The following is a 14,873-nucleotide window of genomic DNA, read 5'->3' on the forward strand; positions in this document are numbered from 1 at the left end:
CGCACCGCCCCGGGCTGCTCCTGGGCGGCCGTAGGATGGAGGGCGTGTTCCGCATCCTCTTCTACACCCCAGAGATCCCCGGCAACACGGGGAACGCGATCCGGCTCGCCGCGGTGACGGGCTCCGAGCTGCATCTCGTCGAGCCCCTCGGCTTCGACTTCGAGGACGCGAAACTCCGCCGGGCCGGCCTCGACTACCACGACCTCGCCGTGGTGACGGTGCACAAGAGCCTGGACGACGCCTTCGCGGCACTCCTGCCGGCCCGCGTCTTCGCCTTCACGTCCCACGGCGACACGCAGTTCACGGACGTCGACTACCGTCCCGGCGACGTGCTGTTCTTCGGGCCGGAGTCCGTGGGGCTGCCCGAGGACGTCCTCGCCGACCCTCGTATCAACGCGCGCGTCCGACTCCCGATGCAGCCTTCGCGGCGCTCCCTGAATCTCGCCAACGCGGCATCGATCGCCGTGTACGAGGCGTGGCGCCAGAATGGGTACGCCGGCGCGCAGCTCTGAGGCTCCGGCGCGAGGCCGCGGCCGTCAGAATCCGGCGATCGTCTCCGGGTTGTTGACCGAGACGACGTGGAACTCCTCGGCCGAGGACCCCTCGGCGAGCCCTGCGGCAGAGGCGCTGGCCCGCATGCGGCTGCGCACCGACTCCTCCATGGCGGCGACATCGGGGTGCTGGCTGATGTGCACCTGGAGCGCGGTGATCTTCGTGTCGACGAATGCGCTCACGTCCACGCGGTGGTTGGTCCGCTCGGCCGGGCCTGCGTAGAGCCACAGCCACGGCACGCGGTAGGCGTCCAGCCCGGCCTCAGCGAGCTCGGGGTAGGCGAAGGGGTTCTCCACCGCCGGGTAGATGGCCCGGGTGACCGCCTCGCCGCAGGCGAGGTGGTCCGGGTGGGACTTCTGGATGCGGTCCCAGTTCCGCTCGGGGTGCATCGCGAGCACGACGTCGGGGCGCACCCGCCGGATGAGCTCGACCACGTCGCGCATCACCTCGTGCGACGGCTCGAGGTACCCGTCCCGGTAGCCGAGGAAGTGGACGTCGTCCACCCCGACGAGCGCGGCCGCGGAGCGCTGCTCCTCGTGCCGCATGGCGACGATGCTGGCCCGGTGGGCCGGGTCGAAGCCGCCCGCGTCGCCGTCGGTCATGATGCAGTAGTGCACCTCGACGCCGGCGGCCGTCCACGCTGCGACCGTCCCGGAGACGCCGAAGTCGAGGTCGTCCGGATGGGCCCCGAAGGCCACGACCCGGCGCACCGCGTGGCGTGCCGGGTCGAAGGGCCCGGGGGCTTCAGGGGCCTCGGGCATCAGCCGCGGCGCCGCTTGATCTCGGCCGCGGCCTGCGGGAGGACCTCGAAGAGGTCCCCGACGATGCCGAGGTCCGCGATCTCGAACACCGGGGATTCGGGGTCCGAGTTGACCGCGACGATGACCTTGGCGGTCTGCATGCCGGCCTTCTGCTGGATGGCGCCCGAGATCCCTGCGGAGATGTAGAGCTGCGGCGAGACGGTCTTGCCCGTCTGGCCCACCTGGAGGTCGTGGCTGACCCATCCGGCGTCGGCCGCGGCGCGCGAGGCGCCGACGGCCCCGCCGAGGGCGTCGGCGAGTTCCTCGATGGGCCCGAAGTCCCCGTCGGTCCCGCGTCCCCCGGCCACGACGACGCGCGCCTCGGTGAGCTCGGGCCGCCCGGTGACGGGCTTCTCGGTCCGGCCGGCCACGCGGGCGGCGCGGGCGAGCGCGGCCTGCGGGACGGGAACAGCCACGGGCTCCGCCGCGCCCGCTGCCTCGGCCGGCGCAGCCTCGACGCTGTTCGGCTTGACCGTGACGATGGCGACGGCGCTCGTGGCACGGGCCCTGACCTCGTAGGACCCGGCGAGGACGGACTTGTGCACCGTGCCGTCGGCCTCGAGGGCCACAACGTCGGTGACCACGCCGGCGTCGAGCCGCACGGAGAGCCGCGCCGCGGTCTCCTTGCCGGTCGGCGAGTTGTCGAGCACGACGGCGGTGATCCCACCTGCCGCCGCGACCACGTCGGCGGCCCAGGCGGCTGAGGGGCCGACGAGGTACCCGGACAGGTCGGCGCCCTCGGGCACGTACACGGCCTCGGCGCCGTAGTCGGCGAGCTCGCCCCGCACCGCGTCGGAGACCGGGCCGGTCGCGGCGACAGCGATCGTGCCGAGGATGCGTCCGGCGGTGAGGACCTCCCGCTGGGACTTCGTGAGGGACGCTCCGGGGGCGTCGAGGACAACCAGGACATTTGCTGCAGTCATGAGTTCTCTCTCCCTCAGATGAGCTTCTGGGCGGCCAGGAAGTCGACGAGCTTGACGCCGGCGTCACCCTCGTCCGTGATGATCGTCCCGGCGGTGCGGGCGGGCCGCGGCTCGGCGGACTCGACGGCGGTGAGCGAGCCGGCGGCGCCGACCCGGCCGGCGTCGACCCCGAGGTCGGCAAGGGTCACGGTGGCGATCTTCTTCTTCTTGGCCGCGAGGATGCCCTTGAAGTTCGGGTAGCGCGGCTCGTTGATCTGGTCGGTCACCGACACGACCGCCGGCAGCTCGGCCTCGACCGTGTCGGAGTGGCCGTCGCCGTCGCGCTGGATGCGGGCGGTGCGGCCTTCGACCTCGAGCGAGGAGGCGAAGGTCAGCTGCGGCAGGTCGAGCCGCTCCGCGAGCTGGGCCGGGACGAGGGAGGTCTCGCCGTCGGTCGAGGCCATTCCCGTCAGGACGAGGTCCACGTCGCCGATGTGGCGGATGGCCGCCGCGAGGGCCAGCGCGGTCGCCCAGGCGTCCGAGCCCGCGAGCGCCTCGTCGCTGAGGTGCACCCCCGAGCTGGCGCCGATCTGCAGGGCCTTCTTGAGGGCGTTCGCGGCGTCGGGGCCGCCCATCGTCAGGGCGATGACCTCGTTGCCGCCCTTGTCGCCGCCGCGGGCCTCGGACAGCTGCAGCGCCGCCTCGAGGGGGTACTCGTCGAGCTCGGAGAGGATGCTCTCGGAGCGGTCGAGGGTGCGCTCGCTGCCGATGTGACGGTCGAATTGCGCATCAGGGACGTGCTTGACCAGCACGACGATCTTGAGGGTGTCTCCCACAGTCCATGGCCTTCCATCTTCGCCGCTTGGCGCGGGCGGGGTCACTCGCGCGGCAGGGTGCCGCCGGCCCGCGGGGCGGGCGCGCTCGCGCGTCCGGCATGCGTGCGGCAGCCGGGCACGCCCTAGCTAACCACACGCCGCTGCCCCCGCGCTCCCCCGTTTGACTCCGTGTGTCGGTTCGCGGGTCCCGAATGCGCGAGCAGGGCCGCACGGTCAGCCCGGCGACCAGACGCACGACGGCGAGCGCAGGCTGGGTGCCCGCGCTCGCCGTCGTGCGCTGCTTCGCGCCGGTCGTCACGGCGCCGGCCCGAAGCCGGTCGCGCCGCGTCCTACTTGGCCGTCCCGAGCGTGACGTCCACGTCCATGTTCTGCCCGTTGCGCTGGAGGCTCACCTTGGCGGTGGAGCCTCCGGCCTGTTCGCGGACGGCCGCGGTGAGCTCGCTCGCATCGCCGATGTGCCGACCCGCGAAGCCGGTGATGACGTCGCCGACCTTGATGCCGGCCTTGTCCGCAGCCGAGCCGCTCGTGACCTCGGCGACCTGGGCACCCACCGAGAAGGACGAGTTCGACCCGTTGGCTGCCTTGGGCTGGACCGAGACGCCCAGCTGGCCGTGGGTCGCCTTGCCGTTGGCGATGATCTCCTGGGCGATCCGGTGGGCGTAGTTCGCGGGGATGCTGAACCCCACTCCGATGTTGCCGGAGCTCGAGCTCGTGGAGCCCTGCCCCGTCGACGCGATCGCCACGTTGATCCCGACCAGCTCACCCTTGCTGTTCACGAGCGCGCCGCCCGAGTTGCCCGGGTTGATCGCCGCGTCCGTCTGGATGACGTTGATGCTCACAGTGGACTGGGCCGACTGCCGCTGCGACTGGCCGTTCGGCGGCGCGAACTGGAAGCCCTGGCCGTTGTCCCCCTGCGAGCTGTCGCCGCCCTGGGGTGCGGCCGAGGAGGCCACTGAGATGGTGCGGTTGAGGGTGGAGACGATGCCGTCGGTGACGGTGCTGTCGAGTCCGAGCGGGGCGCCGATGGCCACGGCGATGTCGCCCACGTTGAGCTTGGAGGAGTCGCCGAAGGACACGGCCGGGAGGTTCGCGCCCTCGATCTTGACCACGGCGAGGTCGCTCAGAGGATCGGTGCCGACGACCGTGCCCTTGTACACGGACCCGTCGCTGGCGCGGACCTCGATGCTCGGGTTGGCGACCTGGCCGTCGAGCGTCACGACGTGGGTGTTGGTCAGGATGTGGCCCTGGTCGTCGATCACCACGCCCGATCCCGTCCCGGACGAGTTGCCCGAGGTGACGCCGATCGTGACGACGCTCGGGGCGGCCTTGGCCGCCGCGGCCGTGACCGCGTTGACGCTGTCCTGGTTGTTCACGATCACTGGGGCCGCGCCCGTCGAGGAGGCCACCGTGCCCGCCCTCGGGGCCCACAGGCTCGAGGTCCCGGCTGCGACTCCTCCGCCCACGAGGCCCGCGACCAGCATGCCGCCGACGAGCACGCCGGTCCCCCACCGGCCCTGGCGCTGCCGCTGGGTGTCGTTCCGGTAGAACGCGGAGCCCTGCGGAGCTGTCGGCCCGAAGGGCGACGGGCCTCCGTACGGCTGGCCCTGCTGGGGGTGCTGGCCGGGGTAGCCCTGGCCGTGCGGCGCGCTCTGGCCCCAGTGGGGCGCGTTGCCGGGGCCGGGCTGGCCGCCCTGCGGCGTCTGCCCCTGCTGCTGGGTGGGCGGCTGGACCTGCGGATGCTGCTGGGTGGAGGCATACTGGCCGAAACGCGGTGCCTGCGGAGGCGCCGGGGGAACCTGGCCGTGCTCCGCGCCGGAGGCGCCGCTCCCTGCCGGGGCTCCGTTCTGCGCCTCGCGAGCGGGCCGATCCATGCCGTCCTGCTGAGGCGACGTCAGCGGCTCGGTGGCACCGGCCGGCGTCGGGCGCCCGTCCTGCCCGGCGTCGTTTCCGGCTCCTGCGGGACGATCAGGGCGACCATAGGTCTCGTTCATCTCAGCTGTCCTTTCTGCTCTGCACCTACTATTCCCTGTCAAGCTGTGCCGCACGCTTCCGTTCTCTGGAAGTTGGCTGGGAGTCTGCAGGGAGCGGTCGCCTCCCACTCCCGCAGCCCTCTCCGTTCGCTCCGGGCGCAGGCCGACGCGTGCAGGGGCACTGCGGGCGCCCCTAGAATCAAGGTGACGTGCCACAGCCGCCCGTCACGTGGCGTGCAGGGGGCTGTGCCGAACCGGGGGCCGGAGCCTCCGGGCTGAGCGAAGGGTGGCCCATGCGTTCGACGGCGAAGACACTCCTGAGTGCCATGGCGGCAGCGTTGCTGATGCTCTTCCCGGCAACGGCAGCGGCCTGGGCCACCGACCCCGTCGCGATTCCTTCGGGCACCAACATCGTCGATACGCAGGGCGCACTCGGAGGACGGAAGGACGAGGTCCAGAAGGCCGTCCAGGATCTGCTCGCGCAGCATCGGGTCAACCTCTATGTCGTCATCGTGGACACCTTCACCAACCCGAGCGACCGCACGGTGTGGGCGCAGACCGTGGCGAAGAACACCGGAATGGGCAGCGCGGACGTGCTCCTCGCGATCGCGACCTCCGGCCAGTACCAGCTCCTCGCCAACACCCAGAACGCCAAGGTCTACTCCAAGCTGTCGGCCATCGGCCAGAACGCCGTCACCCCCAACCTCGCCGGAGGGAAGCGCGACTTCGCGCAGGCGGCCATCGACACCGCGAAGGCCGTCGGGGACGCCGCCGGCGGGGGCAGCGGGACCCCCTCCTCCGGCGCGGGCGCCGCACCGTGGCTGATCGGAGGCGGCGTCGTCGTCGCGGGCGCTGCAGGTGCCTACCTCATCGCCCGGCGCCGCAAGGGGCCAGCTGCCCGGCAAGGCGGCACCAAGACACTCGGGCCCCGCGAGGGAGAGCGGGATCCTCTCGCGGGCCTGAGCGTCGCCGAGCTGCGGACCAAGGCCAACGGGCTCCTGGTCCGCGCGGACGACGCGATCCGATCGAGCGAGCAGGAGCTCGGCTTCGCCGAGGCCTCCTACGGCACCGAAGCCGTGGGCGCCTTCACGAAGGCCCTCGCAGAGGCCAAGGCCCACATGGGCGAGTCCTTCAAGCTCCAGCAGCAGCTCGACGACCACATCCCGGACACGGAGGAGCAGCAGCGCATCTGGCTCGGCGAGATCATCCGCCGGTCCGAGGCGGCAATCGCGTCCCTCGCGGAGCAGAAGGCGGACTTCGATGCCCTCCGCGAACTCGAGCGCAACGCGCCGGCCGCACTCAACGACGTCGCCACCGGCTCTGCGGAGGCCAACGCCCGCCTCACCGCCGCAGAGGCGGAGCTCGGCCAGCTGCGCGCCAAGTACGCCGACTCCGCCCTCAAGCACGTCGCCGACAACATCACCCAGGCCAAGGAGCGGCTCGCCTTCGTGGAGAACGCCTCCTCCACCGCCCGGCAGAAGCTCGCCGACGGCGAGACGAGCCCCGCCGCCGTCGCAGTCCGGGCCGCCGAGGAGGCGCTGCACCAGGCGAGGGTGCTCCTCGACGCGATCGACAAGGCGGCGTCCTCGCTCGACGACGCCCGCACCCGTCTCGACACCGCGCTCGCCGACACCCAGGGCGACCTGGCCCAGGCCAAGGCACTGGCGGGCTCGGGCCAGCACCCCGAGCTGACCGGCCCCATCGCCGCCGTGGACGCGGCGCTCGGCCAGGTGCAGCAGGAGCTTTCCGCCTCCCCGAAGATCGACCCGGTGGCCGCTCTGGGACGCGTGGAGGCAGCCCATCAGCAGCTCGACGAGGCCCTCACCGGCGTACGCGACCGGCAGCAGCAGGTGCAGCGGGCGGAAGCCTCCCTCCAGCAGGCGGTTGCGAGCGCACAGGCACAGATCGGTGCTGCGAGCGACTACATCGCGGCACGCCGCGGCGGGATCGGCACCGAGGCCAGGACCCGCCTCGCCGAGGCCCAGCGGAACCTCGACTACGCACTCTCGATCTCCCGCACGGACCCGGTCACCGCCCTCGCCTACGCGCAGCAGGCGAACGCCCTGGCAGCCCAGGCCGCGCAGATCGCACAGCAGGACGTGGACCAGTTCGCCGGATGGGGCGGCGGGCCCGGCTACGGCGGCATGTTCGGGGGGCGCCGCGACGGCGGCGGCATCGCGGGCGCGGTCCTCGGCGGCATCATCATCAACTCGATCCTCTCGGGCGGCCACCACCACAGCGGCGGTGGCGGCTGGGGCGATGGCGGCGGCTTCGGCGGAGGCTGGGGCGGCGGAGGCGGCGGCTTCGATTCAGGCTTCGGCGGCGGAGGGGACTTCGGCGGCGACGGCGGCAGCTTCTAGGCCGCACACGGGGGTACGCGTCCCTCGACGACCGTTCCACACATACGAAAGGGAGCACCATGACCAAGCAGTCCATCTTCGGCCGCATCGCCCAGCTGGCGAAGGCGAACATCAACGCCCTGCTGGACCAGGCCGAGGACCCCCAGAAGATGCTGGACCAGATGGTCCGCGACTACACCAACAACATCGCCGAGGCGGAGTCTGCGATCGCCCAGACCATCGGGAACCTCCGGATGCTCGAGGACGACCATGCCGAGGACGTCAAGGCCGCCCAGGACTGGGGGAACAAGGCGCTCGCGGCGTCCCGCAAGGCGGACGAATTCCGGGCTGCCGGCAACTCGGCGGACGCCGCCAAATTCGACAACCTGGCCAAGGTGGCGATCCAGCGCCAGATCTCGTCGGAGAACGAGGCCAAGGCCGCGGAGCCCACCATCGCGACCCAGTCGGAGGTCGTCGACCGGCTCAAGACCGGCCTCGAGCAGATGAAGAACAAGCTGAACGAGCTCACGGCGAAGCGGAACGAGCTCGTGGCCCGCGCCAAGACGGCCGCCGCCCAGACCCAGGTCCACGATGCGCTCAAGAGCATCGACATCATGGATCCCACGAGCGAGGTGTCGCGGTTCGAGGAGAAGGTCCGCCGCGAGGAAGCCAAGGTCCGCGGCCAGCAGGAGCTTGCGGCAAGCAGCCTCGACGCCCAGTTCAACGAGCTCGAGGACCTCGGCGAGCGGACCGAGATCGAGGCGCGCCTCGCGGCGCTCAAGCAGGGCGGCTCCCCCGCCGCGATCGGCAGCTCCGGAACCTCGGGCACTGCCGCAGGTGCGGGTTCGACGCCGGCCGTCGACGAGGCGGACTACGACAAGCTCTGAGGCCGCCTCTGACGGCCGCGGAAGGAGATCGGGACACGGCGAAGGCCCCGGACCAGATGGTCCGGGGCCTTCGCTTCTCGTTGCGGGGACAGGATTTGAACCTGCGACCTCTGGGTTATGAGCCCAGCGAGCTACCGAACTGCTCCACCCCGCGGCGCACTAACAACATTACCAACAGGCGAACGGGGGACCAAATCGGGCCGGACTCTCCCGGAACGGCGGACGGCGCCCCGGCCACGAAGTCGGGGCGCCGTGCGCCGCAGTCCTGGACTCCGGCCCGATCCGCTAGCCGGTCTTGCTGGGGGTCGGGGTAGGAGTCGGCGACGCACCGGAACCGGCCGAGCCGCCGGCCTGGGCGACCTTCCCCTCGGCGTCGATGGCCCGCTGGAGTGCAGCGCTCAGCTTCTGCTGCGCCTCGCCGTAGGCGGCGAAGTTGCCCGATGCGAGGGCGGTCTGTCCGTCCTTGATCGCCTGGCTCGCATCCTGCAGGGCCGACTTGAGCTCGGCCTGGGCATCTGCGGCCGCGTTGCCTGTCGGCGCCTGCGGGGTCGGCTGGGTCTGGCCCGGCTTGTTCTTGTCGGAGTCACCGGCCGTCGCCCCCGAGTCGCCGCCGAAGAGCTGGTCGAGGGCGGCGTCGAGCGTCGGGGCGAAGCCGATCTTGTCGCCGAACGCGACGAGCACGCGCTGGAGGGTCGGGTACGAGGTGGTGCCGGTCGACTTGACGTACACCGGCTGCACGTACAGGAGGCCGCCGCCGACAGGCAGGGTCAGCAGGTTGCCGTTCAGCACGTCCGAGGCACCCTGTCTCAGGAGGTTGAGGGCCTGCGAGACGTTCGGATCCGAGTTGAACTTGTTCTGGACCTGGCCTGGACCTGGGACCAGGGTGTCGGTCGGCAGCTGCAGGAGCCGCAGCTTCCCGTACTCGGTGCCCTTGACGCCGGCCTTGCTGCCGGCATCCGAGTCCGCGGCAAGGAATCCGTACATGACCTCGCGCGAGGTCCCGCCCTCGACGATCTGCGGGATGTAGCTCGAGGTGAGCTGGAACGCCGGCGCCGTCTGGTCCGGCATCTGGAGGCTCATGTAGAACGGCGGCTGCTTGACGCCCGTCGTCGTTACGGTCGGGTCGTTCGGGACGCTCCAGACGTCGTCGTTCTTGTAGAAGCTGTCCGGATCCGTCACGTGGTAGCGGCCGAGGAGCTCGCGCTGGACCTTGAACAGGTCCTCCGGGTACCGCACGTGGCTCATGAGGCTGCCGGACATCTCGCTGATCGGCTTCACCGTGCTGGGGAAGACCTTCTGCCACGCCTTGAGCAGCGGGTCCTGGTCGTCCCACGCGTACAGGGTCACGGATCCGTCGTAGGCGTCGACGGTGGCCTTGACGGAGTTCCGGATGTAGTTGACGGTCGACGCCGGCAGCTGGCTCGTGCGGCCGGCCGCGGTCAGCGAGTCGGCCGTCACCTGCTGCAGCTGCTGCTGCTGGGAGTACGGGTAGTACTGGCTCGTGGTGTAGCCGTCGACGATCCACTTCACGCGCCCGTCCACGACCGCCGGGTACATGTTGCCGTCGATGGTCAGGTACGGGGCGACCTTCTGGACCCGGTCCCTCGGGTTGCGGTCGTAGAGGATCTGCGACTGGGGGTTGACGCCGTCGGAGAAGAGGAGGTCGGTGCTCTGGAACTTGACCGCGTACAGGAGCTTGTTGAAGAAGCTGCCGACGTTGGGGCCGCCGTTGCCGCTGAACGTGTACTGGGTCTCCCCCGTGCCGCCCTGGGGCCTGTCCTGCTCGCGTGCCGGCGAGCCCTCGGGGCCGCCCACGATCGAGTACTCGGGAGAGTACTCGCCGAAGTAGATGCGGGGCTGGTAGCTGTCGTCGGTGCCGAGCACACCCGTGGAGGGGATGCCGGACTGCATGAAGACGGGCTTGCCCTCGACCGTGGACTTGTTGCCGTAGGCGGCGACGACGCCGTAGCCGTGGGTGTACACGATGTGGTTGTTGTACCAGGACTGCTGGCTCGGCGAGAGCCCCTGGGGGTTGAGCTCGCGGACGGCGATGACGGTGTCCTGGACCTTCCCGTCCACCGTGTAGCGGTCCACATTGAGCGACGGCGCGAACTGGTAGTACGGACGGTACTGCTCGAGCTGCTGGAACGTCGACGAGACGAGCGTGGGGTCGAGGAGGCGGATGTTGGCCGTCGTCTGGGCGTCCTTGCGGAGCGCGCCGGGAGTTGCGTCCGTCGTGGCCTTGTAGTCCTGGACCTCGACCTTGTCCAGACCGTAGGCGGCGCGGGTCGAGTTGATGTTGCGCTCGATGTACGGCCGCTCGACGTTCTGCTCCGACGGGCGCACCTGGACCTGCTGGATCGCCCACGGGTAGACGCCGCCGGCCAAAATGCCGGTGATGACGAGCATGGCCGTGCCGATCAGGGGCAGCCGCCAGCGGCCGATCACGGCCGCGACGATGAACAGGACCGCGACGATCGCGGCGGCGATGGCGAGGATCGCCTTCGTCGGGATGACGGCGTTGACGTCGGTGTACAGAGCACCGGAGACCCGGCCAGAGGCGTTGAAGACGGCGCTGTACCGGTCGAGCCAGAAGTTCGCCGCGATGAGGAGCAGGAGGGCCGCACCCGAGATCGCGAGATGGAGCTGCGCCGGCCGCGCAGTGTAGATCCCGCTCTCGCTGATGCGGATCGACCCGTACAGGTAGTGGGTCAGGAGCCCCGCGATGCCGGCGATCACGACGACGCCGAGGAGGAAGCCCACGAGCGTGCCGAGGAATGGCAGCGTCATGAGGTAGAAGCTGATATCGATGTTGAATTCGGGATCGCTGACCCCGAAGGACTCCTGGTTGAAGAACAGCACAACCTTCTGCCACTGGCTCGCCGCTGCGGCCCCCGCGAAGAGGCCGAACACGATGGGGACGGCCGCCATGACGATCCGGCGCACAGGTTCGAGCTGTTCCTGATAGCGGCTCAGGGGATCCTGGGGACCACCATCGGGCGCGTATACCGGGCGCGCCCGGTAGGCGCTGCGCATCGCGAGGTAGATCGCGCCCGCCATGACGAGCACCGCCACGATGAAGACGATGACCCGGGCGAGATTCTGCCTGATGAAGACATCCAGGAAGCCGAGCTGCTGGTACCACAGCACGTCGGTGAAGACCTGGGCGAACAGGACGAAGGCGACAGCGAGGACGGCGACGATCACGAGCGTCGGGATGAGCGCCCCTCGTCTGCGTCGCGGTGGGCGGAGCGTGCCTTCAGGGCGGGATGTCACGGCGTACCTCGTTGTCCAGTGCTGCGTTGTCCAGTCGGTCTTAGTCAAGCACGCCCGGCGCGGCAGAGCAGTTCCCCGCGGAGCGGGCTGTCGGGTAACGATTCGGAGACGAGGCCCGCGACGGATCGGCTCCCCCTCGCGGCGGCGTCACTGCGCAGTGCACTGCGGCATCCCGGCGGGGTCCTCCCCACGGGCGTATCCCTCGACTGCGGTGCGCGCGTCGTTCAGGGTCGAGACCTTGACGACCGCGAGCCCGTCGGGAATGTGGCCCACGACCTCGTCGCAGTTCCCGGCAGGGGCGAGGAAGAGGGTCGCCCCGGCGTCGCGGGCACCGTGGAGCTTCTGCGCGATGCCGCCGATGGGACCGACCCGTCCGTCGGGCCCGATGGTGCCGGTTCCAGCGATGTGCCTTCCCCCGGTCAGGTCACCCGGGGTGAGCTTGTCGTAGATGGCGAGCGCGAACATCATCCCAGCGCTGGGGCCGCCCACGTTGCTGAGCTGGACGTCGACGGTGAAGGGGAAGGTGAAGCTGTAGCGGATGCCGATGCCCAGCAGCCACCGCCCCGAGTTGTTCGTCGGGGTGACGGTCTGGGTGACCTGGGCCCCGTCGCGGAGCACGACCACCTCGACGGGCGCGCCCTGCCCGGCCGCGACGGCCTCCTGAACCGCGGGCAGCGTGTCCGCGGCGCGCCCCGCGACCTTCAGGAGGCGGTCGCCGGCGCGGAGCTTCCCGCTCGAGGGGGAGCCGTCCGGGACGCTTCCCACGTTCAGCTGCTGCTCGAAGGGGATGCCGAGCTCGCGGAGCGCGGCCGCCACGGCAGTGTGCTGCGAATCGTCCATCTGGGCCGCGTTCTCATCGCTGATCTGCTGCCGCGTGACCCCCTTGGGGTACACGACGTCCTCGGGCAGGATCTCCCGGGACGAGTCGAACCACGAGCGTGCCAGCTCCACGAGCCCCACATCGCTCGCAGGACCCCCGCGCATGTAGACCGTGGTGAGGTCGAGGGCGCCGGACGCGGGGTAGGTGTCGTGGCCGGCGACTGAAATGACGTCCTTGCCGTCGGCAGCCCCGAGCGCGTTGTAGGTGGGTCCGGGGACGCCCACGACGAACGGTACGGGCACGCTCATGACGGTTGCGCCGAGCACAAGTGTGGCGACGCCGGCCATGAGGGCAGCGAAACCGCGCCCGATCCGGGTGCCACCCCGGGGGCGACGCCCGCCGCCGTTCGTCCGGGAGGGCCCGCGGCCGGAGGGGGCCGCCTCTTCAGCGGACGCGCGGCCGCCGTCCTCCCGCATCTCCCTTGCCAGCTGGGGATCGCTCACGCCTGCGCCGCCTTCCTTCCGCGGTCCTCACCGCTGCACAGGACAGCCTACGGGCCATCGCTGGCAGCGCGCTCTCAGCCATGGCCCCGGCCCGACGTCGCGCTGCGGGTGGGGAGCACGACACACCGGGCCGCGGCGCTGAGCCGACAGCGAAAGAGTGGCCGGCCCCGGAGACACGCCAGCGGCACCGCGGTACCGTGAGGGTGTCCTGACCAGCGCATCGATCGGCGGAATGATGACCTCTCCTGACAAGCCTTCGGGCCACGACGACGAGCCCCAGGACCCGCTGTCCGAGCTCTTCGGCAAGCTCATGGGCGGCGCGGGCGCTGGCGGCTTCGACCCCACCGAGATCGCCAAGGCTGCGGGGCTGCCGGATGATCCCGCAGTCCTGCGCCAGATGTTCGAGCAGGTGCAGGCCATGATGGCCGCCCCCACGGGGGACGGCCCGGTCAACTGGAACCTTGCGCACGACCACGCGCGCCGCACGGCGGCCGCCGCGTCGGACCCGTCCGTCGGTGCCTCACAGAACCGCGATGTCGACGAGGCGCTGCGTCTGGCGGAGATGTGGCTCGACCCGGTGACCGATTTCCCCGGGACGGGCATCATCGGGCGGGGCTGGTCCAAGGCCGAGTGGATCGAGGCCACCATGGGCACGTGGCGCCGCCTGACAGAACCCGTGGCCAACAGCATCGCCGGCGCACTGTCCAAGGCCCTGACTGAGCAGATGCCCGAAGAGATGAAGGGCATGCTCGGGGGCGCCTCCTCGATGCTGACGAACATGGGCGGCGCAATCTTCGGGATGCAGCTCGGCGCGGCGATCGGCGCCCTCTCGGGCGAGGTCGTGAGCTCGTCCGACATCGGCGTGCCCCTGGTCGACCTCGAGATGGCCCTCCTGCCCGCGAATGTGGCGAAGTTCGGCGAGGGCCTCGGGCTCCCCGAGGGCGACGTCCGCCTCTACCTCGCCGTGCGCGAAGCCGCCCATGCCCGCCTCTTCATGCACGTTCCATGGCTGCGCAGCCACCTGCTCGGCGCCATCGAGGACTATGCGCGCGGCATCCACATCGACGTCTCACGGATCGAGGAACTGGCCCGGGACATCGACCCCAGCAACCCGGAGTCCGTCCAGCAGGCGCTGCAGGGCGGGGTGTTCATGCCGCAGCGCACTCCTGTGCAGGAGGCCGCGCTCGTCAAGCTGGAGACCGCGCTCGCCCTCGTCGAGGGCTGGGTCGACGAGCTCACTGCAGCCGCCACCGAAGGTGTGCTGCCCTCGGCCGCGGCCCTCCGCGAGGCGGTCCGCCGCCGCCGGGCCACCGGCGGTCCCGCCGAGCACGCGTTCGCCTCCCTCGTGGGCCTCGAGCTGCGTCCCCGCCGCCTGCGGGAGGCCGCCACCCTCTGGAACTCGCTGACGCAGGAGCGAGGCGTGGCTGGCAGGGATGACATCTGGAAGCACCCGGACCTGCTGCCCACAGCGGAAGACCTCGACGACCCGAAGGGCTTCTCGGCCCGCCGCTCGCTCGCCGAAGCCAAGGATTCCGACGTCGACGAGGCACTTGCGAAGCTCCTGGCCGGCGGCTTTGACACGCCCAGCGGAGAGCCCGGGAGCGGGACTGCCGAACCCAAGGCCGAGGCAGCGGACGGCACTCCCGACGAAGACCCGGCTGGGGGCGCGCCGGACGGCCACGCCGAGGGGGACGACGACGGCCCGGAGGCGCCGCGCACCTGAGGGGCGGCCGCCCGCCGGCCCGAGGCCTTCTGTCCGGTCGACGTCGTCGGCCGGGACCGTCGATTCAGTCGAGGTCCTCGACGATTTCCCCGTACGGAATCCGTTCGTCGAGGTGCGCCTGCAGGACGTGCGGGACAACCACGACGCGGACCCCGAACGTCTCCTCCGCGGCGGACTGGAGAAGGATGGGCCGGACGGTCTCGATGAAGGCCTCGTCGCGGCCCTGGAGGTACCTCTGGTAGCTGGCTGGGAGCTCGCTCATGGC

Annotated in this window: 11 protein-coding genes and 1 tRNA gene; 4 read left to right on the top strand and 8 right to left on the bottom strand. The window is 70.9% G+C overall.

The window, feature by feature from the left end; genetic code table 11:
- Positions 1-44 precede the first annotated feature (44 nt).
- Positions 45-512, top strand: coding sequence for a tRNA (cytidine(34)-2'-O)-methyltransferase (locus CGQ25_RS10295; protein ID WP_208709411.1), 468 nt, complete (start codon positions 45-47; stop codon positions 510-512).
- A gap of 24 nt (positions 513-536) precedes the next feature.
- Here CGQ25_RS10295 and CGQ25_RS10300 read toward each other — a convergent pair whose 3' ends face one another.
- The 4 genes from CGQ25_RS10300 to CGQ25_RS10315 all read right to left on the bottom strand — a co-directional run bounded on the left by CGQ25_RS10300 (position 537) and on the right by CGQ25_RS10315 (position 5,081).
- Positions 537-1,313, bottom strand: a complete 777-nt coding sequence (locus CGQ25_RS10300; protein ID WP_208709413.1) for a PIG-L deacetylase family protein — start codon at positions 1,311-1,313, stop codon at positions 537-539.
- Complete coding sequence (locus CGQ25_RS10305; RefSeq protein ID WP_208709415.1) at positions 1,313-2,275, bottom strand: electron transfer flavoprotein subunit alpha/FixB family protein; 963 nt, start codon at positions 2,273-2,275, stop codon at positions 1,313-1,315. The genes CGQ25_RS10300 and CGQ25_RS10305 overlap by 1 nt, the downstream gene beginning before the upstream one ends.
- A 14-nt stretch (positions 2,276-2,289) precedes the next feature.
- A complete protein-coding gene (locus tag CGQ25_RS10310) occupies positions 2,290-3,090 on the bottom strand; it encodes an electron transfer flavoprotein subunit beta/FixA family protein (RefSeq protein ID WP_208709417.1) in 801 nt (266 codons plus the stop codon).
- 329 nt (positions 3,091-3,419) lie between these two features.
- Positions 3,420-5,081, bottom strand: coding sequence for a S1C family serine protease (locus CGQ25_RS10315; protein WP_255405244.1), 1,662 nt, complete (start codon positions 5,079-5,081; stop codon positions 3,420-3,422).
- 272 nt (positions 5,082-5,353) lie between these two features.
- Between CGQ25_RS10315 and CGQ25_RS10320 the strand changes: the two genes are divergently transcribed.
- Together CGQ25_RS10320 and CGQ25_RS10325 are read left to right on the top strand one after the other, a co-directional pair.
- Positions 5,354-7,420, top strand: coding sequence for a TPM domain-containing protein (locus CGQ25_RS10320; RefSeq protein ID WP_208709419.1), 2,067 nt, complete (start codon positions 5,354-5,356; stop codon positions 7,418-7,420).
- 59 nt (positions 7,421-7,479) lie between these two features.
- On the top strand, positions 7,480-8,286 hold the full coding sequence (locus tag CGQ25_RS10325) for a PspA/IM30 family protein (protein ID WP_208709421.1): 807 nt from the start codon (positions 7,480-7,482) through the stop codon (positions 8,284-8,286).
- 80 nt (positions 8,287-8,366) lie between these two features.
- Here the strand turns inward: CGQ25_RS10325 and CGQ25_RS10330 are convergent.
- From CGQ25_RS10330 to CGQ25_RS10340, 3 genes are all read right to left on the bottom strand, one after another.
- Positions 8,367-8,440 (bottom strand) — tRNA-Met (locus CGQ25_RS10330).
- A gap of 131 nt (positions 8,441-8,571) precedes the next feature.
- Entirely contained in the window at positions 8,572-11,562 is a 2,991-nt protein-coding gene (locus CGQ25_RS10335) for a UPF0182 family protein (RefSeq protein WP_208709423.1), read from the bottom strand.
- A 147-nt stretch (positions 11,563-11,709) separates the two neighbouring features.
- Positions 11,710-12,885, bottom strand: coding sequence for a PDZ domain-containing protein (locus tag CGQ25_RS10340; protein ID WP_255405245.1), 1,176 nt, complete (start codon positions 12,883-12,885; stop codon positions 11,710-11,712).
- Positions 12,886-13,117: 232 nt separating this feature from the next.
- Between CGQ25_RS10340 and CGQ25_RS10345 the strand changes: the two genes are divergently transcribed.
- Positions 13,118-14,608, top strand: coding sequence for a zinc-dependent metalloprotease (locus CGQ25_RS10345; RefSeq protein WP_208709425.1), 1,491 nt, complete (start codon positions 13,118-13,120; stop codon positions 14,606-14,608).
- 64 nt (positions 14,609-14,672) lie between these two features.
- Here the strand turns inward: CGQ25_RS10345 and CGQ25_RS10350 are convergent, their stop codons facing one another.
- The gene (locus tag CGQ25_RS10350) at positions 14,673-14,870 is read right to left on the bottom strand and encodes a hypothetical protein (RefSeq protein WP_208709427.1); all 198 of its coding nucleotides are present in this window, start codon (positions 14,868-14,870) and stop codon (positions 14,673-14,675) included.
- Positions 14,871-14,873 lie beyond the last annotated feature (3 nt).

The organism is Sinomonas sp. R1AF57, assembly GCF_002224485.1.
GTDB classification, from domain to species: Bacteria; Actinomycetota; Actinomycetes; order Actinomycetales; family Micrococcaceae; genus Sinomonas; species Sinomonas flava.

Bases quoted from the DNA above. Each gene is read 5' to 3' on its own strand.
- CGQ25_RS10315 (WP_255405244.1), bottom strand. From the start codon at position 5,081: ATGAACGAGACCTATGGTCGCCCTGATCGTCCCGCAGGAGCCGGAAAC.
- CGQ25_RS10300 (WP_208709413.1), bottom strand. From the start codon at position 1,313: ATGCCCGAGGCCCCTGAAGCCCCCGGGCCCTTCGACCCGGCACGCCAC.
- CGQ25_RS10350 (WP_208709427.1), bottom strand. From the start codon at position 14,870: ATGAGCGAGCTCCCAGCCAGCTACCAGAGGTACCTCCAGGGCCGCGAC.
- CGQ25_RS10345 (WP_208709425.1), top strand. From the start codon at position 13,118: ATGATGACCTCTCCTGACAAGCCTTCGGGCCACGACGACGAGCCCCAG.
- CGQ25_RS10325 (WP_208709421.1), top strand. From the start codon at position 7,480: ATGACCAAGCAGTCCATCTTCGGCCGCATCGCCCAGCTGGCGAAGGCG.
- CGQ25_RS10320 (WP_208709419.1), top strand. From the start codon at position 5,354: ATGCGTTCGACGGCGAAGACACTCCTGAGTGCCATGGCGGCAGCGTTG.
- CGQ25_RS10305 (WP_208709415.1), bottom strand. From the start codon at position 2,275: ATGACTGCAGCAAATGTCCTGGTTGTCCTCGACGCCCCCGGAGCGTCC.